Raw genomic sequence first — 19,600 nt, 5'->3', positions numbered from 1 at the left:
TTCGTTGACAGTTACGGAAGCGATGATGACGGAGACAAAGGTACCCGACCTCTTAACTCCACGCCCAGCTCGTAGGTGTCATGAAGCCGGGAGGAGAATTAGGCGGACGGAAACCGGCTCCGAAGGGACGGCAGATCGCAAACATGTCGTGCGAGCGCCAAGGCGGCAGAGAGCCCCGGTGATTCAATGCCGATCAGATTAATCAACGGGGGATCTTCACGATCGACCGAGATGATGAAGTCGCTCTTGGCACGGCTATTCGTCACGACACGCGGCCTGATTCCGGAATAGGCCCAACGAAGATCGCGTTCGTCTAGCGAGGGAAGGAATTTCTGCAAGATTTCAACGAACAAACCAGGCGGCGTCTTGCGCGAGCTGTAATCCGCTTTGTCGGTGATGGGCATTTCGTTCGGCCCGAGATACACCCGTCCGTTTGGACGGGGACTAAAATGAATTCCCTTCCCGGTCGCTTGAGGTGGTAACGCAGGATACACCGGACGCCCGATCAGGCTTTGCTTCTCGGGAGTGACCAGTTCGTAATACTCACCCCTCAGGGGGCTGATGACATATTTCTTGTAGGACATGCCCAGTGCCGCAATCTCGTCGGCATAGAGTCCCGCCGCATTGATGAGGCAGGTGGTCTGGATCTGTTGGCGGTCGGTGGATATGAGATACGAGCCAGCTGCCTCCTCGACGCCGGTGACCCGATTGTTGAAGGCAAATTCTGCGCCGCCCGCTTCTGACTCGGTCTTGAGCGATTGCACGAAGGCTTGAGAATCGATGACGGAGACGCTCGGAATGGCGATGCCACAGCAGGCGTGAAGGTACGGTTCCCAAGCTCGTAAGGCGGAGGGCGCCATGAACCTCACCGTCGTTTTCGTCCTCCAGGCGTTGAACCACAATCGCCGCAACATAGAGATGTCGCGCCAGAGGCCTCGACGGACGTCCTCCATTGACACAGCGATGATCATGCCGGCCCTGAGTAACGGAACGTCATGTTCCAGAGCATATGCCGTCGCCAACCGGCAACCTTCGCCGGCGAGCCGCTCTTTCAGAGAAAAGGGAGGTTCATGGATCCCGCTGTGAAGGACGCCGCTATTGCGCCCGCTGGTTTCTTCGCCGGGGCGCTCGTGCTGTTCGAGGACGAGGATACGGATCGGGGCGGCCCGGCACCGACACAATAATTCCCTGGCAATCGCACATCCGACGACACCGGCGCCGACGATGGAGACATCGTACGAGTTCATGGGTTTTCACCCTGTGCGCCATCAACCGAACCGGAAGAATATTTAAGGGGTCATCCCCGCGCTTCATTCATTCGTTTCTCGCCGTCGAGAAAGCTGTCTTACTGCTGTTGCCTCAGAGGGGTAACGCGGTAGCGCGCTCCAGGGAATTCGATAGGTAGCGGTCAGCCCTTGGCACCTATTCTATCTCGTTGAGCTATACAGAACCAGACCGAACCTCATACTCCACCTACGCTTCGTACTGGAGGATGAGACGGGCTCGTTGCCCGTGAAAGTCATGGGAAGCCGTAAGTCGAGTGTGGTTGAGGCGTTTCCGAAGGATGGGGATCGGGGGCGCGTAACCTGCGTCGCACACGTGCTGAAGCGTGAGGTTCCGCGCAACGTAAGAGTGCAGGCAACCGTGATTCAGATCTTTGAATCACACTGATTCAGCGGTGCCCGCATGACAGCCTGAGCCGAATCAACGGGGCCCACCCCTGAACTCAGACTCCTATTACGAGGCAAGCCCCCACTTCTCTTCCCCCAAAAATTCTCCTTTCGAACCACCGCATTGACAGGAGCGCGTATGAAGGTGCAACATGCGTATCCTATTGATCTAGTGAAAACCCGAATCAGACAGCTTGGCTGCCATATTCATTGCGCTTTCAGTGATATGGTCATGAGTACACTTCCACGATGAGATCTCTTGAGGGGACCTTGCGGGAAATAGGATAAAGAGGACGTACGGCGCCCTGTTCAATCTTAGAATATAAGGAGGCTCGAATCATGGCACTGCTGATTACCGACGAATGTATCAACTGTGGCGCTTGCCTGCCGGAATGTCCGAACGAGGCCATCTTCGAAACTCGCAGCGATGCTGAGGGGAAGGGCAATCATGTGGGCGACGGCCAGGGAGTGGGGGATAATATTTACGTGATCACTCATGATCGGTGTACCGAGTGTGTCGGCCATTTTGACGAACCCCAATGTGCGGCAGTCTGTCCGGTCGATAATTGTTGTATTTCTGACCCAGCTTATCCGGAGGGGACCGATGTCCTGCTGGAAAAAGCGAAGACACTCAATCCTGACAAGCCGATCGATCCGGCAAAAGTGTGGAGCGGCGTGCGGAACTGATCCTTTTCACTTCGAGGTTCCGACTCTGCGACGCTGATAACGCCGCCGCTAGAGTCCTGTGTGCCTCGGGCTTACCGAAACGATTCCTCATGGCTGACAAAGTTCCAAGGTTTATGACAAATGCAACCGTCATTAAGGTGTTGGCCAAAGTCTTTGCTTTCCAAGCCATCGAGATCAACCTCTTGCGTTCCCATGCCGGCATATCCGATGCCGATTGGAAAGTTCTTAAGACGGAAGCCTTTAAAAAAACCTACGCGAAGCAAAGGGCTTTTTATGAAGATCGCTTGACGGGCGCGTTCGCGCTGGAACACATTTCCCAGTCTGAACGCGAGACAAGACTTCTTGAACTCTGGCTCAAACAGAGCGAGGAGTCCTCTAAAGACGAACCATAAACCAAACTTCCGGTTCCATAGGGTGGGTTTTTATTCTGTGTCATCTACAAGTCTCCACAGAAACGGTCACGCTGAAAGGAAATTTCTCATCGATCTCCTCTACGGTCCTTGCGACGTGCGAGGCATTGAGGGTAACTGTTTGAATAATTAAAGAACCATCTAGCCCGCCGTAGACGAGCACTCGTGGTGGTTTCGTTTGTTGGACAAGTCTGACCACTGGAGAATAGACATGAACACGAATCGCTTTCCATGGGTGCAGGCCAGGCTGGTGCTCCTTGTGGGAGCTACCCTCTGCACACTACTGGTCGTCACAGAGGAATCTGTACTGGCTCATGGTGAAGACATCTCCGAGATGAGTCCACCGCCATCGGGCTCGTCCAACTCGTCGAATTTGTCCAGCCCCAAGACAGCCGGGCTCCAAGCATCCTGCTGGGCTCTCACCATTCCCTATGGTGCGGCGAAAATGGCCTATGCGATCGGCGGAGGCATCGTGGGCGGCCTCACTTGGGCGCTGACGGGAGGGAATATGAAGGTGGCAAAGTCCATCTGGATTCCCTCGATGACAGGCGACTACATCGTCCAGCCGCAGCATCTCACCGGAGAGAAACACCTCTACTTCGTGGGCGCGTCGTCAGAGGCACCCCTGTCATAACACCTTCTCTCAGGTTATGCTGCAGATCTAATGCGACCAACAAACCGGCTTCTCGGAGTGCCCAGCTAGGCTGCCTTTCCGGACGAGCTCCTGCTCCTGACAAGCAGATCGACATCACAGTCCAGAACATGGAGCAGCGAGAGAAGCTGATCGACTGACTTACGGTAGTTGGTTTGATCAAGCAAGCGGTACAACTGCGTCCCCGATGTGCGCAACCGCCTGATAATTTCCCGTTTTGAGAGCGGACTGCTTTCGATCCGCTTCTGCGCTTCAATCGTCAACTTGTACAGCACCGCATCTCTCAAGAAGGATGGGGCTTGATTGTATTCCAACACCTGCTCGCTATGAACCGTACCTTCCTTCCCGGATGCCAAGACATAGGTGAACCCCTCTCCTCCCAACTCCTTATCGACAAAGACACTGACGACCGGATCGCTGCTGCTCGGACGAACCTCGACCTTCGAATAGGGAAACAGCAGCGTGCCTTTTGAGGCCTTCACTTGAAATACCTTTTTGCGGTTATTACACATCACCGATCGAATCTTCATAGCATCCCCTCGTCGTCCAATTCTTTAATCAATGCGCGCACTCGTCTCGACGTCTTCCCGATCATCGGCTGTATGTTCTCCAAATCCCATTTCACAACGAGTACGCCGTCTCGATAGCAATGTACATGGCGGGGAGAATGATCGCCCTTCAAGGTGATAAAGACATACCCACCCCCGCGAACCTTCATCGTAATCGAGTGTTACCCTCAGAGGTATCACTTGTCAACCCTATGAATCCCAGCCGTCACAGCTGAGGCATTGGAGAAGGATGGGGACCGCGCGCGAGTGACCGGGCAGGTACAGGTACGGAAAAGTGAGACTCCGCGAGACGTCAGAGTCCGAGCAGCCGTGATTCAGATCATCGAATCAAACTGATTCAGCAATACCGCATGACGGGCTGATTAGAAGAAACGGGGTCCGCCTCTTCAAATCTTTGCTCGTCCCCATCTACAAATAAGTCAATAGTCATGCCTGTCCCTAGCTCCCATGATAATCCTGACCACAGCGATGTGCTATGGATTTTTTACTGCAGCATTTAAGGAAGCCCATGCGATATCGGACAATTTACTCACCACAGCTAACAGACTTGGTTGTGTCCAGTCCGCAATGAGATGTGCCACAAGGGTTATAGCCAAGCCCTCAATTACTGATGGACATTGACGGTGGACTTTGCGATCATGGGGCATGAGATGCTCATCAGATTTGCGCCAACGGGTCGTGGATTTTGTCCGGAGTGGTGGCAGCAAGGCCGAGGCGGCTCGGCGATTCAAGGTGGGCGAGGCCAGCGTCTACCGCTGGCTCAAGCCCGGCGGCCTAGCATACAAGCGTCCCGGCCCACAACGACCCCACAAACTGGATTGGGACGCCTTGCGTCGTCATGTGGAAGTCCATCCCGATCGGACACAAGCGGAGCGAGCACGGCATTTCCAGGTGTCCCGGCATTGCATCTGGAACGCACTCCACAAACTGGCGTTGACCCATAAAAAAAAGGATCGGGTACCAGGAGCGCGATCCGCAGCAACGGAAACAATTCCTGCGCCTGCGCGAGCGGTTCTTTCGCCGTGGCAAACGACCCGTCCATATCGATGAATGCGGGTTTGCGTCGTCGACGGCGCGGCGGTATGGGTACGCACCGAAGGGTCACCGCGTGGACGGCCTGGTCTCCGGGCAGCGCCGGCCACGGACCTCGCTGATTGCGGCCCGTATGGATGGGCGATTCGAAGAACCACTGCTGTTTGAGGGGACGTGCGATACGGTGGTCTTCAACACCTGGCTCAAGACGAGGCTGTGCCCGCGTCTCAATGCCCAGCACCTCGTGATCATGGACAACGCGGCCTTTCACACATCGTCGGAGACGGCGGCGCTCATCGAGGCCACCGGCGCCACGCTGCTGTTCCTGCCGCCGTACTCTCCCGACTTTAACCCGATCGAACAGGACTTCGCTGCCCTCAAGAAACGCAGGGAATACCATGAAACCGCTACCCTCGATCAGATCGTGAAGGCCTATTCATAACTATGGGCTTAGCTATAATCCCCGCGAACCATCGTATTCACTTAGCACCTCTTTCACCAAATCGCTTCTGCCTCGCTCAACTGCCCAGATTGCACAGTTCAACGGACGCCCAGGTCGCGGCTTTTCAATCAATAGGGTGCGCCTAGTTTCAGAGTCTTGTTTTGGTCGATAAGACCAATCAGAACCACTGTACCCGCCCTGATAAAGGTTGACCTTGCCAGTGAAATTTTCTGGCCTTATCTGAGCGTCGCCGATCTTGCGCCCAACCGGCGTGTGAATATGTACCTTCCCTGACTCGTGCCAGCTGCTACGAAGTTTGTTCTTTGTTCCATGCGGGCAGACATAGATGTCGAAGCCTTCTACATTCGCGGCAAGAATCAGCTGGTATTTCCCGTTGTCATGAAGCGCAAGTCTGAGATTGGCTTTCTGTGGCACCTTAGATTCCAGCACGTTTACGTTTACCACTGACCTCGTCTAACAGTTATAAGCCAATCCGAATAAAATCGAGGTGTAACCCCCAAAATTCCTATAACCTAGAATAACCGGCTTGCGCGGGTTTTCCTACGGTCCGGTTTATTGTCGGGTTAAGAGCTATCTTTGCCAATTGAAATGGCCTTCAGGAACTCACGGCCAAGAACAGTTCGGTACACACAGCTAAACATGGCAAATCCTCCCCATGCCATTGCAGTAGCAATGAGCCCTAACCTCGCCAAGTTGCTGAGGGATATTTCCACGTGATTTGGAGGCCGTAGATTCTCCTGATTGGGCTTTTCCAGCGTGATGCGATCGGGTAAGTATGTCGTCCATATTTCTGCATTAACGTCCAGAATTTCAGTTGATGAATAGATCCTTTCAAGTAGCAAGGCGTCCAAAGGAGTCATGTCCTCCAAAATACTGATAAACGCTCGTCGAACCTCAACATTTGAAGAGGCATCAGCTGCATTAACCAAAAGAGTCGCCCATCTGTCCTGCAGCTCGTTATCCTCTTCGAGAGAGCCGCCTTGAACTAAAGGGATGGCTATCTGCAGTGGAACTTTCCGACTCGGATTTGATAGCCCCTTCTTGGCTAGGAACTGATTAGCACGCTCAACTAATCGGACTTGACGCTCCCAACGCAAATATTTCAGCTTGTCTTCGACAATGCCCATCGCCTGTTCAATCGAGCCGCCGACATACTTGGATAGAAAACCTCCAAGTTGTCGCCCTGCGTCAATGGCCTTGCCAGTTGTCTTGGCTACTTCTTCAACGGCTTTGGATTCGTCGCTCATATTCACACCGGTTAGCAATGGCCTAGACCGATACGCATAAGACCGGGATCCACTAATCTCTGTCGTACGCGAAGCCACTATGGTTCCGTGACAATACGCCACAACCGTTTCCGTTTCAACGAGTTGCAACGGGGGAGGTCATTCGTCACTGGATCATAAACGAACCGGCAGAACACGAGTCCATGCATAAGCTCACAACCCACCAGCGGGCTACAGACATTTGCCTGCCTTACTTCTTTGCGGGGCGATCCTCGCATGGCGTGATGGTCTCAACTTCCCCGCATCTTTCTCCAGTCTTGCCCAATTACTTACCCCCCGAACTTTCCCCACAACTTTCTCAACTTTCCAACTTTTCGTCTTTGGCATTCCCGTTGCTCACGCAATCCTTCGCCGGCACAACGAACCAACAACCGAAAGGATGTGGATCTCAACAAGCCCAAGCAAGTGGTGAGTGCTGAGTTTCACGTTTCACCTTTCACTTTTTACGAAAGAAGGAGGATTTCGCCATGCCACAGGGTGCATCACAGTTGTCGTCAGGGAATATCGCCCCCACGATCAAGGTGCCGGAGAGAGATGCGAAAGAGGTCATGGTTCTAGCCGGAGTCGTCCTCTTCCTCGGAGGATTACTCGCCGCAGCATGGCTTTATAGTCAGCCCGGCGACCAAGGTGAGGTTACTCCTGTCATGAGCAGGATAGAGAACGCCAATGTCCCGAATCTGCTCAAAACACCGCTGTCACAAGCCAAGTCGAAACTTCAACCATCCACCCCACCCAGGTCACAACTCCGGTTGTCTCTACCCAGGACATTATCCATGCCGATATTTATTTCGAAGTCGACCGGAAGGGCCTGACCGACGAAGGGAAGGCCCACTCGTTACATAGGCCATCATGCTGAAGCAGCATGAGGACTATGGCGTGTTGATTCAGGGCTACACCAACCAGCAGGGCGGGAGCCGACCATTTGGCTCTGACATTGGGAAACCGGTACTAACTCTCTTTCGCCATTCGATGGAGCTGTTTTTTCTTGTTCGAACCCCTTGACAGATACGAAACCACGCTCCTGGAGCAGGAACGGTCATCCACAGAAAAGTTTTGGCCCTGTGGATAACGATCCGAATGGAGGGAATGACAAGGGCACCAGTAGGGGCTAATTGGTCGTGTTACGTACTCGTCCTAGGAATATGCAAGAAAGGGAGGAAGACATTCTGTAACCACAATTACTTGTGGGTCTGATTCTATGAGGCGGATGCCTAAAAAATAGGCGAGGCGATGAATACGCGCGACATTCGCACCGTCCTTCTCTGATCAAGAGACTTGTTCACAGGGTTATCCACAGAAGATGTGGATGTGAATTCTCACGCCAATCCCTCCATCCAAGGAAACGATTCTTAGAATCTTTCAATATTGTTCGTCTACTTAACTAAATTGCATGAGCAGCAGAGCCCTTTATTTAGTTGTGGCGAGCAGGCTTGGTGGATCTCCACTTCCAGGGAGGGACAGGATTGGGCTCAGCCCACAGACCCATCCCCCCGGCTCTAGCCAGTTCTTCCATATTTTTCAGAGCCTGATCGTCGGCCCCTCCCGGCTGCACCCAGGCAAGCCCCTCTTTGATCAATTCATGGGCGATCTGTCGCCCATCCGGCAGGAGAATGTCGGCGATCATCCGGCCCTGTCGATCGCGCTTCAAGTCTCGCACGATCACTTCCCGGTTAGCGATGTAGGCAGCCGTCGCATGCTTCGCCTGTTTCCCATAGGGTTGTTTCAACTCAGGACAATCCACATCCCGAAGATAAATCATGTCCCTTCGGCCTTGATGGTGGATTGTCAGATGATCTCCCTCGTGAACGATGAGAACCCGTGCGACAACGTCGGTTGCCGCCACCGTCGGCCAGGCCATCAACCATGTAGACGCTATTGTTGACACAAGCAGGACTGTTCGGAACATGGGCCTATGCTAGCGCCTCAGCATGTTCCGGCCAACTATTTCCTGATTCTTGGACACCACGAGTGCCCCCTTGATCGTCATATCTGTGAGGCGTAGATTGAATTGTCGATACCGCCTCATTTTCCAGGGGGTGGTGGTCATGTTCGTCGTGAGAATACCGCACCGACCGACTGTGCATGGCAACTGTGGCCCCTGCTCTCTTGTGTCTCTGAACAATTATCTCACTGAGTTGTCTTGGAAGGATGTCATCGGGCTCGCGAGCCCGGCGAACTTCTTTCGCTGTGACTTGCGGCCACACATGCGATTGCCCGATGTAGTAGGGAGGCAGGTATGTCGTACCGCTATAACACCGTCGATATCATCCTAGGCGTCGAGATCTGTGCGATTCACTTTAGGGAACTCCTGTTGTTTTGCGCCGCCAACGGAACCTATCAAGCGATCCCGGTGGGATCACGAACATGAGAAGCGCAGCCCATCGTACCGATCACAAAATACAACCCAAGTCCATCCGACTGCTCATTGTCGAAGCCCAACGCCTGTTCAGACAAAGCCTGCGGGTACTCTTGGAACGGGAGCGAGATATCGCCGCAGTGGTGGAAGCAACGGATGGGCGCGAGGCCCATCGCCAGGCGCTAGAACACAAACCCGACATCGTCCTGTTAGACGTGGATATGCCTGATCTCGATGTGGAATCGGTCACGAAACTCGTTCGCAAGCACCTTCCCAACACGCGAGTGCTGCTGCTGGCCCGGTACGATGAGGATAACAGGATTGTCGCAGCCATGCAGGCTGGGGCCTTCGGCTACATCCTGAAAGACACCGATTGTACGGCCTTCCTTCGTATAATCAGAACAACCGCTCGTGGAGAACACGTCTTGTCACCAACCATGCTCGAACACCTCGCCCGCACCGTTCCCGGCGCGGTGCGGCACACTTATGAGGACAATAACATTCTGCTTTCCAGTCTGACTGACCGTGAACAAGAGATCTTGGCTTGCGCGTCTGCCGGTCGGAGCAACAAGGAAATTGCTGACCAGTTGTGCCTGTCGGTCGATACAGTAAAGACGCATCTTCATCACATCTATCAGAAGCTCTCCGTCGAGGGACGTGTCGAGGCCGTCATTACCTATCTTCGCACTCACTAAACCTGCCTGCTCACACGTATGTTCTCACTCTAACGATGTAGGTGAAAATTCCATCCTCTGAGCGATGGCGAAGGAGCGGCTCACTTCATAATATCTGACTAAATACAGAGGGCGGTCCAGACATCCTGATCCGGAAAACCGAACGTTCGAAGCAAGGAGGTGAAGCGCGATGCAGCATATACACATGAAGGATGTAAAAGACGAGCTCAAGTCTGAGCCAACATGGACGTACGTGTATGCGGCGTTTTTTCTCGGGATCGTTGTCTTTGCAGTCCTGTCCGGCGGTTTCGGTTTCCACTTCTGATGATCGATCGATAGCAGAGGTCCAGCTGAGTGGCGTGATGAGGTGAGTGTCTACCGTAAGGACGGGAATGCCAGCCGGAGCCGTCCTCCCACGGCTCCGGCTGCCTATGAACGATGTTGTTAGCCGAAACGCCAGCTTGCCGCAGTGGGGCTTTCTTCGTTCGCAATCCACATTCCCATATGGTACACTGAGCCACACGAATTCTGATCCTCGCGCTTTTCCCTCACCGTTTCTCTCGTGCGCGATTGTATTGATCAGTCTGCGGTGAGTTCGTCGAGCAGCGACCTTTGTGCCTCCGCCATCCGTGTAGCCGACGGAGACTCCGAGATCGACTCAGCGGTGTCCCTCGACCGCTACTTCGGGCAAGGGAGGCTGGTGCAGGCTGCATGTGCACCGTATCCGGCAGCCCTGTGACATAGAGTCAAGGAGACAAACAGATGAGCGACCACACGCGGAGTGAATGTCCATGAGTACCGCCAAGATGAATCGACCGACACCCGTTGAGCGTTGGGTCCGCATCCCAGACGGCACGAGAGTGCGTCATCGCTCGGAGGCCTATGAAGGTGTCATTGACGGCTTGACGGAGATGGTATCCGGCTCAGAGCGTAATCCTGACGGGAAAACATTGTATCGCGTGAATGTAGGGGATAGCACGCGGTTACTCGTCTCGGAGGATCACCTCAATATTCTGCTCGACAACAACAAGTTGGTTCTGCTCGCTCGCGAGCCGGAACTGTACCGTCGGTCCGTCACCGACCGGCTCCGGGCAGTCTTTCCGGAAGATCGGTTCGTGACTGCTGGGGACAAAGTGGCTCCGTCTCTCGACAAGTCGCGATGATTGTAAGGCGGACATCTTCCCGTCCATTTCGTAACGTTCAACCCTTGAAGGTGTAAATGCGATGAAGACATCATGGGGAACCAAAGCGTCGCACCGACGAAAGCGGGCCATTCGTAGGACGAAGGTCCGGTGGGATCTGCTCGGACTACAAGACCCGGAACGGACGTCGTCGACAATGTCGATAGACGATATTCGTCGCCAGATCATCTCAGCAGCAAAACAAGGCCTCAGCTCAGATACGCTCTCCCGGTCTCATGCAAAGGCCGGACGCCCCAAACCGGGACCCTAAGGCGTCGGTGGTTACCGACAAGCGTGGTGCCGCCTCGTAGTAGGCCTTATATAGACGCGTCGCACCCGAAAGGAGGACATCATCGGAGGAACAGGCAAAACCACAGCCGCAAAGCGGGACCGCGAGAAAGCACGTCTGCAGAAACAACGTGACAAAGAAGAGCGCCGTGCACAGCGGAAGGCCGCCAAGCTCAATCGACCGACACAAGAGGGTGAAGACCCTGACCTCGCCGGCTTGCAATGGGGCCCGCAACCCCCACTCTTTTGATCAGCACCACCGGCTGCGTCTATTCGCCGGTGATTCGCCTCTCCGTGCTATATCACCTTTGCGTCCTTGAATTGATAGTCACGATAGACCGCCAATGCGGAAGCAAGGGAGGTTTTCAATTCCAAGCGCTTGGGTTTGCCGGTCGAGGTATAGGGTACCGCCTGTCCAAATTGGACGACCTTGGGACATTTCGAGAAGGGAAGCCGCCGACGGCAGTGCGCGAGTAATTCGGCCTCTGTGGGTGGCGAAACATCGTCTCGCGCCACCACATAGGCGGCAATCTCTTCCCCATAGTAGCGATGCTCGAAGGGAACGGCCATCGCGAAACGGACGAGAGGATGAGTCCTCAACACCGCGTCGATTTCGAGCGGAGCAATATTGACACCGCCTCGAATAATCAATTCCTTGAGCCGACCTGAAATGAAGAAAAACGGCCGACCGAGCTGATCGCGGACATAAAACCCCTCGTCTCCGGAGCGGAACCACCCCCATTGGAACGCCGCCTCATTAGCGTCGTCCCGCTTGAAGTACCCGGCACATACGGTCCCGCCGCGGATGCAAATTTCTCCCCTTGCCATCTCCGGCAGCTGGTGCCCATCGCTGTCCACGATCGCCATCCGATTGTGTCGCAGCGGAACTCCGATGGAGGGGAACTCGTAATCTCCGATCCAATGGCGATGCTCATCACACGAGAGGTCATTCGGCAGAAAACAGGAATAGCAGGTGGTTTCGGACAAGCCGTAACCATGGCGAATCGGAAACCCGAATCGGGCTTCGAACCTTGTCGCGGTGTCTTTGAGCAAGGGGCCCGCGCCGCAGATGAGTCCACTGAAACCCTCCAGCTTGTATGCCGTTAGATCTTCGTTCGCATCAAGGAGAAATTCCAGGATCGTCGGCACGACGCTCACGCAAGTCACGCCCTCCTCGTGCAATCTTCGCCAGAACGTGGCGCTTTTGAACTTGCGATTCAGGACGGCACCGCCTTTACAGTAAAACGGGGTGATCAGCGTGACGACCATCCCGTTCACGTGGTGAATCGGGAGCACGCACATCAAGCGGTCGCCCTCTCCGAACCGATGCCAGTCGGTGATCGCGTCAGCATCAAGGAGCAAATTCTCCACGGTAAGGATCACACCTTTGGGCGGACCGGTCGTCCCGGATGTGTAAACGATGAGTGCTTCGTCATCGAGTCTGGGAGTGTGGGATGCTGTGTCTAGGTGGGAGGAGACTCCCACCATAGCACCCGTCCTAGGCTTCGGTCCTTCCACGAAGCCTTCGTCATTCACCGCAATCACATGGCGCAAAGACGGAAGCTCTCGCTGAAGGTCTTTCACCTCATCAAGATAGGAGTGCCAGCAACAGACGGCCGATGCCTCGGAATGTTGCAGGATGTAACGTTTCTTTTCCATGGATTCTTCGACGTTGATCGGAACAATCGTGATCCCCAGGACCCACGCAGCAAAGTACAGCACCACAGTGACGTCGTGATTAAAGAGGATCGTCGCCATCCGATCCCCCCGTCGTACCCCCACATGGTCATGCAGGAACGCCGCGGCCAGTTGGACTACCGTTCCGAATTCCGCGTAGCTGTACGTATAGCGAACAGACCTGTCATCGTCGCAATAGGTCAAGCATGGCCGATTGACCAGGGCGCAATCGTAGACGCGGGATTTGAAGAAGTCCGCGAACGAGTTCCATGGGAGCAGAGGACACAGGCCTTCGCCCTTCCGCGCCCGCGTGATGTGCTCAGGTACGCTAATTAATGGAGACATATCCTCTCCTCGATGATCCCGTGTAGAGGGCACCCAGCCTCATCAACCGTGCATGCGTGATGCGCTCAGGTACGACGATCAAGGGGGACATATTCCCTCTTCGGCGGCCCCGTATAGAGAGCCCGGGGCCTCATCAACCGATTGCGATCCTGTTGTTCAATGACATGGGCGCACCATCCGGTGATGCGGGAACAGATGAACACCGGCGTATACAGCGTGCGGGGGATCTCCATCAAAAGATAGGCGACCGCGGTGTAGAAATCCAGGTTGGGACGGAGACCTTTTTCCTGTTCCATGACCTGATCGACGGCGGTCGCAATCTCGTACCATCGGCGGTCTCCGCAGATCCAGCTCAACGATTCAGCGTGCCGTTGAATGATGGCTGAACGGCTGTCTCCCTTCTTGAGCACGCGGTGACCGAAACCCATGATCCGCTGTTTCTGTCGGAGCGCCTCCCGTACCCATGCTTCCGCCTGTTCACGGCTGCCGATACCGAGAAACATCTCGGCCACCGCCTCGTTGGCCCCGCCATGGAGCGGTCCCTTGAGCGTTCCGATCGCCGAAGTAACGGCCGAATGCAGATCCGTCATTGTCGACGCAGTCACCCGGGCGGCAAACGTGGACGCATTGAATTCATGTTCGGCGTACAGTGTGAGGGAGACGTCGAGAACGTGAGCCATGGCTTTCGCTTCATCGCTTCCCCGCCGGTCAGTGAGGAGGTACAAGAGATTCTCCGCAAAGGTCAGATCCCCTTGCGGTCGCACCAGAGGTTTGCCGCTCACGAACCGATAGGAGGTCGCAATCATCAGTGGGATCTGTGCCAACAGCCGGACCGATTTCCGAACGTTCGCCTCGTGCGAGTTGTCGGCTGCGTCCGGATCGACCATGCCCAGCAGGGAAACGCCCGTTCGGACCATATCCATCGGATGTGAGCCGGAAGGCACTGCACCAAGGAACACTTCGAGGAAATGAGGAAGGACAGCGTGATGGATGAGTTGCGCTGAGAAGTCTGCTAACTCCAGCCGATTCGGCAGATGACCGAACAGCAGCAAATAGGCGACTTCCTCAAATGTGCCATCCTCCGCTAAATCACGGATCGGGTAACCGCGATAGAGGAGACCGGCTTCCCCTTCGTCGACAAGGCAGAGAGCCGATTCCCCGGCGATCACGCCTTCAAGACCGGGGCTATAAGCAGGACGACCTTTCACCTCATCCACGAGAGACCCCTTCATTGCGATGCTCATACGTCCCCCTTCCCGATGCTCACCGGCATCGGTATACCGGAGCAGACTGTACAGTTCTCGTCTTGTCATCATGCGATGGAGCCAGTCCTTCTGAGACCCAAACAGCTTCAGCTCGGCCAATAGCCTCTCGACCGCTTGCAAAGCCGTTCGTAACCCCGTAACAGGAAAGAGCACGCCGCGATACCCTAGCCTCTCAAATTCTGCAACGCTCAATAGCGGCGTTTTCCCGAACTCCGTCATATTGGCGATCAGTGGAACAGTGATTCCTCTCTCCGTCAATTCGCGAACAAACGTTCGGAATTCTACGGCCGATTCCAGAGCCTCGGGAAATAACGCATCCGCCCCAGCTTCCGCGTAAGCCGCGGCACGTTGAACTGCCGCCTCAAGTCCCTCCACGCTGCGGGCATCAGTGCGCGCAATAATCATGAAATCTGGATCTCGTTTGGCATGGACTGCCGCCTTGATTTTGGCTGTCATTTCTTCTACAGGCACCAAACTTTTCCCAGAAAGATGGCCGCACTTCTTGGCCGTTTCTTGATCTTCGATCTGCATGCCGGCGAGCTCACTCTCCTCGAAAGCCCACACCGCCTCCGCGATGGATAGCGTACCGCCATATCCTGTGTCCGCATCGACAATGGTCGGAATCGAGACCGAGCGGGCGATCCTTCCCGCCTCCGACGCCATATCACTCAGCGTCAACAGGCCGATGTCCGGCATTCCACGGCAAGCAGATATGGCAGCGCCTGAGACATACGCGATCTCGTAGCCGGCTCGTTCGATTTGCATCGCGACCAACGCATTAAACGCTCCGGGAATGGCGAGGGTACGTGTAGCCAACAATTCGCGCAGGCGAGATGTCTTCGGCGACCGCTTTCGCTCCACCATCGTCGTCGGGATTCTCCTAAACCTTACACTCAACCTCCGCCTTTCACGTTCAGCATCGGCATGAGCGTACTGATGTCTCTGACCCGATCAAGGTTCCACACGAATTCGATTAGCCGGTCGATGCGAGAGCGATTCAACCGTCCGACGGCCAACCGGCGAAACTTTGCTTCCAGATCCCGATCCGACATCGGATTGCTTGGATGTCCTACCGGTACATCGACTTGACTCATGTAGGTTTTCCCTGCTTCTGTCTTGACCGTGATTCTGGTCGGCATGGTCCTCGGATACCGTCCCACGAATTCCGGCTGCTGCACAACACGGACCTGCTTCATCAAATTCCGCACAGCCGGATCGCGCAATCGTTTCGGATCGAATGACTGCAACGTCACAGGACCGTGGAGCAATGCCGCTGCCACGCAATAGGGGAAGCTGTGGTCAGCCGTCTCCCTCGTGGCCGGCTGCCATTTTTCAGGATCACGCCCGATAATTTCGATGGCCACGTCATAACTACCGATCTCAACATCTTTTACATGATCGATCGCACGAACTCCTTCTGCTTCCGTCACTTCATCGCGAAGTGCCAACGCTGCTTCGACCGCAGTCTGCGCGTGATATTCGACTGGGTAATGTTTGATATAGGTATCGAGAATCTTGAACTGAGGATACTGGCTCGCGGAGACAGACCCCTTTCCGCTAGACTCCACCCCCATCTGGGAATGTCCCCGTTCTGCAGTGAATGACGCCAGCTCCAGTGGTCCTGAAACCAGCTTCATGAAGCCCTTTTCTCCTTCGAAGATAGGCGACGGTCCTGTCATACCAGCCTGCGCCAGCATGGCGGCGAACACACCGTTTCGGGCGGCATTCGAGAAGGCGCAGGCCTTCCACATGGACAGATCCCCGACCCGCGTCTGCCGAAGAGCCACATTTGCAATGCCGGCCAGATTGATTGCCTGGACCGTCTGTTTGTTGGAAAGTTTCATGAGCTTGGCGGCACCGAGGGCAGAAGAAAATGGGCCGTACGTCACATGGTCCCAGCCGCGGGGACGTAGCGCCGAAGCGTCACAGAGACGGCAATGGATTTCATAGGCGAGCACGACGGCTTCGATGGTACGTGTACCAGACGCATGCATTGCCTCGCCGACCGAAAGAATGGCTGGAATATTATCGGAAGGGTGCCCCGGCTCTTTCGAAAGATAGGTATCGTTGAAATCCAGATACCGGACCAGCCCGCCGTTGGCGAAGGCCGCAAGATCGGGTAGGGTCTTGTGACTTGTGCCCCACAGGGTGGCCCCCTGAGGCACCTTGGCGACCTGGGCAATCAGGCGGGCGATCCGACATGGCGGTGCGTTCCACGCCCCAAGCGCGCAGCCAAGGCTGTCGAGCAGGCGCCGTTTGACTTCGTGCACAACAGCGTCCGGCAAATCACGGTAGCGCAAAGACCTGCCATATCGAGCGAAGCGATCCGCGAGCATTGACTGCCTCTTTACGAACTATGCCATCTCGTTACCCCTCACGGTCGACTCTCCACGAGCTCATGCTTCTGTTTCAGTCAATTTCGGCTGCCGCTTCTCCAAGACTGATGCTGCATACATCCCCCACGCAACACGTCACATGAGCCTGGTCAGCGATTTCGGACTTCACCGACGGAGCTCATATCGCTGGATGGTCGATGCACCAGGATTGCGGCAGCAAGCTCCGAAATCCCCTCGCCTGTCGTCGCGACCGTGCGTAACACATTGGGGCACCATTCCCGCAGATCTCGTAACGTGTTATCCGCACCGGGAAGGTCTCCTTTGTTGACGACGACGATGTGTGCAACTTCCAATAATCCAGCCTTCATCGCTTGAACCTCGTCGCCCAGGCCCGGCGCTACCACGGCCACAACGATGGGCGCGAGATCGACGATGTCGATTTCATTCTGGCCAACCCCGACAGTCTCAATCAGAATCACCTCAAATCCAGCTGTTTCCAATACCAGCGCTGCATCGGCAGTCGCTTGGGCAAGCCCTCCATGATGTCCGCGAGTGGCCATGCTTCTGATGTACACCCCATGATCCAGCGCGTGTTCCTGCATTCTGATGCGGTCACCCAACAGGGCACCGCCTGTGATAGGGCTACTGATATCGACCGCCAAAACTCCCACCTTTAAACCTTGCCGTCGATAGCAGCTCACTAAGCGGTTGACCACTGTGCTCTTCCCAGCTCCTGGATATCCCGTAACTCCAATGACCGTCGCCCCGCGCGAGGTGCCGTTGAGGAGATGTAGCGCTTGTCTGTTGTCCCGATGGTTCTCCAATAGGGTGATCAGCCGTGAAACGGCACGGATATTACCGCGTCTGACCTGTTCGGCTAAGGTCGCCATGCCTTCGATGTCGCGCATGAACAGGTGCGGTCCAGCAGGGCTCATGCCGCACCCTCATACGTAGTTCGTTCTGTCTGTACCTGCGATAGGCGCGACGAGAGTCGGCGGTTCAGAACCTTACCGATTTCGCTTGCCGCCGCAATGACCTTCCGCTCATCCACAGCAAGCGAAGCGCCGGATGCCCTTAGCGCATAGACCACGTCTTCCGTTGAAACGTTCCCCGACGCTCCTGGAGCGTACGGACAGCCTCCCAGTCCTCCGGCAGCCGTGTCGAACGCCTCAATGCCGTACTCGGTCCATGCGGTCAGGACATTGGCCACAGCCATGCCGCAGGTATCATGAAAGTGAAGGGACAGACGACTTCGGTCAATGCGGGGCACTATTTCATCCAGCAGCCTCCGGATGTCGCGAGGAGCTGCTTTTCCAACGGTGTCCCCGAGGGAGGCTTCGTCGACTCCAAGATCAAGCAACTGCCGCACCACGTCCAGAACTTGCAACGGCTGGACGGCACCCTCGAAGGGGCAATGGGTCACGGTAGAGATGTACCCCCGGACGACCATGCCGTCACGTTTCGCGCCGTACACCACCGGCCTGAACCGCTCGATCGACTCGTCAATTGTACAGTTGATGTTCTGCCGGGTGAACGTGTCGGAGGCCGCCGTAAAGACGGCGATCTTGTTCATGCCCGCTGCCCTGGCCCGTTCCAATCCTCGTTCGTTCGGCACCAGCGCTGAGTAGATGACGCCGGGCCGCCGCTCAATCCTTCGGAACACCTCATCGGAATCCGCCAGTTGCGGAATGGCACGAGACGACACAAACGATCCCGCTTCGATCTCCGTCACACCGCTCTTGGACAGAGCATCTACAAACGCCACCTTGATTGCCGTGGGAACGACCTCTGATTCATTCTGCAACCCGTCTCGAGGACCAACCTCGACGATCCGGATCACAGACGAACTCTGTTTTGGTCCGTTGCTGTCGGCCATCATGCGCCATTCCACAGCAACACCTTTTACTCTCCACCTGTTGATGCAACCCAGTCCGGTGGTCGCCGTTCACGAAAGGCGCGAAGCCCTTCCCGCGCTTCAGATGAGCGGCGAGCCCGAACGTTCCCTTCGACACAAGTCTTCCAGCGCTCCTCATGGGACAGATGGTGAAGCCGGTGAAACAGCGCTTTCGTGTCCCGTACGGCCTGCGGAGCGAGACGGGCGATCTGTTCAACCAATGATGCGACATGGGCGTCAAGCGCAGCCGACTCAACCACATCATGAATCAGCCCAGCTGCTTGAGCGGTCCGTGCGGAAAACGACTCGCCGGTCAAACAGAATCGTCGCACGAACGAGTCCCCGGTCTTCGCAAGAACGAAAGGGGCGATGACGGCCGGGACCAATCCCAGACGAACCTCGCTGAACGCGAAGGTCGCAGTCGCAGCAGCCACAGTGATGTCGCACGCCGCAAGTAACCCGATTCCTCCGCCATAGGCAGCTCCCTGAATGCATCCGATCACCGGACAGGGGCAATCATCGACGGTCCGGAACATGGTGAGCAATCGATCGGCGTCCTGCTGCGCTTCTGGTGCGGACACGATTCGGTCCGTCCCCATCCAGGCGAGGTCTGCACCTGCACAAAACGTCGGACCACTACCGGTTAGGACGATTGCATGCACCGAATGGTCTTGTCCCAATGTTTCGAAGGTCTCGCAGATCTCGGCCACCATGCGGGCATCGAACGCGTTTCGTCGATCGGGTCGATTCAAGGTCACCCTTGCACCGCCTTCGTACAAATCAACGAGGATCGACGTAGGATGATTCATCCGGGC

23 protein-coding genes are annotated in these 19,600 nt (G+C 55.6%); 11 read left to right on the top strand and 12 right to left on the bottom strand.

Going from position 1 to position 19,600, the window contains the following annotated elements; all coding sequences use genetic code 11:
* Positions 1-98: 98 nt before the first annotated feature.
* Positions 99-1,247, bottom strand: a complete 1,149-nt coding sequence (locus tag P0119_15365; GenBank protein MDF0667436.1) for an FAD-dependent oxidoreductase — start codon at positions 1,245-1,247, stop codon at positions 99-101.
* Between the two features lie 762 nt (positions 1,248-2,009).
* Between P0119_15365 and P0119_15360 the strand changes: the two genes are divergently transcribed.
* From P0119_15360 to P0119_15350, 3 genes are all read left to right on the top strand, one after another.
* Positions 2,010-2,357, top strand: coding sequence for a 4Fe-4S dicluster domain-containing protein (locus P0119_15360; GenBank protein MDF0667435.1), 348 nt, complete (start codon positions 2,010-2,012; stop codon positions 2,355-2,357).
* Between the two features lie 89 nt (positions 2,358-2,446).
* Positions 2,447-2,749, top strand: coding sequence for a hypothetical protein (locus tag P0119_15355; protein MDF0667434.1), 303 nt, complete (start codon positions 2,447-2,449; stop codon positions 2,747-2,749).
* A 229-nt stretch (positions 2,750-2,978) separates the two neighbouring features.
* Entirely contained in the window at positions 2,979-3,401 is a 423-nt protein-coding gene (locus tag P0119_15350; GenBank protein ID MDF0667433.1) for a hypothetical protein, read from the top strand.
* Between the two features lie 65 nt (positions 3,402-3,466).
* Here the strand turns inward: P0119_15350 and P0119_15345 are convergent, their stop codons facing one another.
* Complete coding sequence (locus P0119_15345; protein MDF0667432.1) at positions 3,467-3,949, bottom strand: hypothetical protein; 483 nt, start codon at positions 3,947-3,949, stop codon at positions 3,467-3,469.
* Positions 3,946-4,137 (bottom strand): hypothetical protein, encoded by a 192-nt coding sequence (locus P0119_15340; GenBank protein MDF0667431.1) that lies wholly within the window; start codon positions 4,135-4,137, stop codon positions 3,946-3,948. Before P0119_15340 ends, P0119_15345 begins: the two co-directional genes overlap by 4 nt.
* Positions 4,138-4,633: 496 nt before the next feature.
* Between P0119_15340 and P0119_15335 the strand changes: the two genes are divergently transcribed.
* Both P0119_15335 and P0119_15330 read left to right on the top strand, forming a co-directional pair.
* Complete coding sequence (locus P0119_15335) at positions 4,634-5,038, top strand: IS630 transposase-related protein (protein ID MDF0667430.1); 405 nt, start codon at positions 4,634-4,636, stop codon at positions 5,036-5,038.
* On the top strand, positions 4,989-5,462 hold the full coding sequence (locus P0119_15330) for an IS630 family transposase (protein ID MDF0667429.1): 474 nt from the start codon (positions 4,989-4,991) through the stop codon (positions 5,460-5,462). The genes P0119_15335 and P0119_15330 overlap by 50 nt, the downstream gene beginning before the upstream one ends.
* A gap of 12 nt (positions 5,463-5,474) precedes the next feature.
* Here P0119_15330 and P0119_15325 read toward each other — a convergent pair whose 3' ends face one another.
* Positions 5,475-5,897: a hypothetical protein gene (locus P0119_15325; GenBank protein ID MDF0667428.1), complete on the bottom strand. Its 423-nt coding sequence runs from the start codon at positions 5,895-5,897 to the stop codon at positions 5,475-5,477.
* Between the two features lie 149 nt (positions 5,898-6,046).
* Positions 6,047-6,730 (bottom strand): Abi-alpha family protein, encoded by a 684-nt coding sequence (locus P0119_15320; GenBank protein MDF0667427.1) that lies wholly within the window; start codon positions 6,728-6,730, stop codon positions 6,047-6,049.
* A gap of 506 nt (positions 6,731-7,236) precedes the next feature.
* Here P0119_15320 and P0119_15315 point away from each other — a divergent pair.
* Positions 7,237-7,581: a hypothetical protein gene (locus tag P0119_15315; GenBank protein MDF0667426.1), complete on the top strand. Its 345-nt coding sequence runs from the start codon at positions 7,237-7,239 to the stop codon at positions 7,579-7,581.
* A 599-nt stretch (positions 7,582-8,180) separates the two neighbouring features.
* Here the strand turns inward: P0119_15315 and P0119_15310 are convergent.
* Positions 8,181-8,675, bottom strand: coding sequence for a thermonuclease family protein (locus tag P0119_15310; protein ID MDF0667425.1), 495 nt, complete (start codon positions 8,673-8,675; stop codon positions 8,181-8,183).
* A 330-nt stretch (positions 8,676-9,005) separates the two neighbouring features.
* On the opposite strand from P0119_15310, the gene P0119_15305 reads away from it, so the two are divergent.
* From P0119_15305 to P0119_15285, 5 genes are all read left to right on the top strand, one after another.
* A complete protein-coding gene (locus P0119_15305; protein MDF0667424.1) occupies positions 9,006-9,137 on the top strand; it encodes a hypothetical protein in 132 nt (43 codons plus the stop codon).
* Positions 9,134-9,820, top strand: coding sequence for a response regulator transcription factor (locus tag P0119_15300; protein ID MDF0667423.1), 687 nt, complete (start codon positions 9,134-9,136; stop codon positions 9,818-9,820). Before P0119_15305 ends, P0119_15300 begins: the two co-directional genes overlap by 4 nt.
* Positions 9,821-9,989: 169 nt before the next feature.
* Entirely contained in the window at positions 9,990-10,124 is a 135-nt protein-coding gene (locus P0119_15295; protein ID MDF0667422.1) for a hypothetical protein, read from the top strand.
* A gap of 466 nt (positions 10,125-10,590) precedes the next feature.
* On the top strand, positions 10,591-10,962 hold the full coding sequence (locus P0119_15290; GenBank protein ID MDF0667421.1) for a hypothetical protein: 372 nt from the start codon (positions 10,591-10,593) through the stop codon (positions 10,960-10,962).
* A 61-nt stretch (positions 10,963-11,023) separates the two neighbouring features.
* The gene (locus P0119_15285; protein ID MDF0667420.1) at positions 11,024-11,251 is read left to right on the top strand and encodes a hypothetical protein; all 228 of its coding nucleotides are present in this window, start codon (positions 11,024-11,026) and stop codon (positions 11,249-11,251) included.
* A 314-nt stretch (positions 11,252-11,565) separates the two neighbouring features.
* Here the strand turns inward: P0119_15285 and P0119_15280 are convergent, their stop codons facing one another.
* From P0119_15280 to P0119_15255, 6 genes are all read right to left on the bottom strand, one after another.
* Positions 11,566-13,290: a class I adenylate-forming enzyme family protein gene (locus P0119_15280; protein ID MDF0667419.1), complete on the bottom strand. Its 1,725-nt coding sequence runs from the start codon at positions 13,288-13,290 to the stop codon at positions 11,566-11,568.
* A gap of 65 nt (positions 13,291-13,355) precedes the next feature.
* Positions 13,356-15,419, bottom strand: a complete 2,064-nt coding sequence (gene prpB / locus P0119_15275) for a methylisocitrate lyase (GenBank protein MDF0667418.1) — start codon at positions 15,417-15,419, stop codon at positions 13,356-13,358.
* Between the two features lie 29 nt (positions 15,420-15,448).
* Complete coding sequence (locus P0119_15270) at positions 15,449-16,891, bottom strand: MmgE/PrpD family protein (GenBank protein ID MDF0667417.1); 1,443 nt, start codon at positions 16,889-16,891, stop codon at positions 15,449-15,451.
* 149 nt (positions 16,892-17,040) lie between these two features.
* Positions 17,041-17,826 carry a methylmalonyl Co-A mutase-associated GTPase MeaB gene (meaB, locus tag P0119_15265; GenBank protein MDF0667416.1) on the bottom strand — a complete coding sequence of 262 codons (786 nt, stop codon included), beginning with the start codon at positions 17,824-17,826 and terminating at the stop codon, positions 17,041-17,043.
* Entirely contained in the window at positions 17,823-18,770 is a 948-nt protein-coding gene (locus P0119_15260; protein MDF0667415.1) for a hydroxymethylglutaryl-CoA lyase, read from the bottom strand. The genes meaB and P0119_15260 overlap by 4 nt, the downstream gene beginning before the upstream one ends.
* A gap of 23 nt (positions 18,771-18,793) precedes the next feature.
* Positions 18,794-19,594, bottom strand: a complete 801-nt coding sequence (locus P0119_15255) for an enoyl-CoA hydratase-related protein (GenBank protein MDF0667414.1) — start codon at positions 19,592-19,594, stop codon at positions 18,794-18,796.
* Positions 19,595-19,600: the final 6 nt, after the last annotated feature.

The sequence above is a fragment of the Nitrospira sp. genome, assembly GCA_029194665.1.
GTDB lineage: Bacteria > Nitrospirota > Nitrospiria > Nitrospirales > Nitrospiraceae > Nitrospira_D.
Note: the sequence above shows the minus strand (reverse complement) of the source record. Positions and strands in the feature narration are given on the sequence as shown.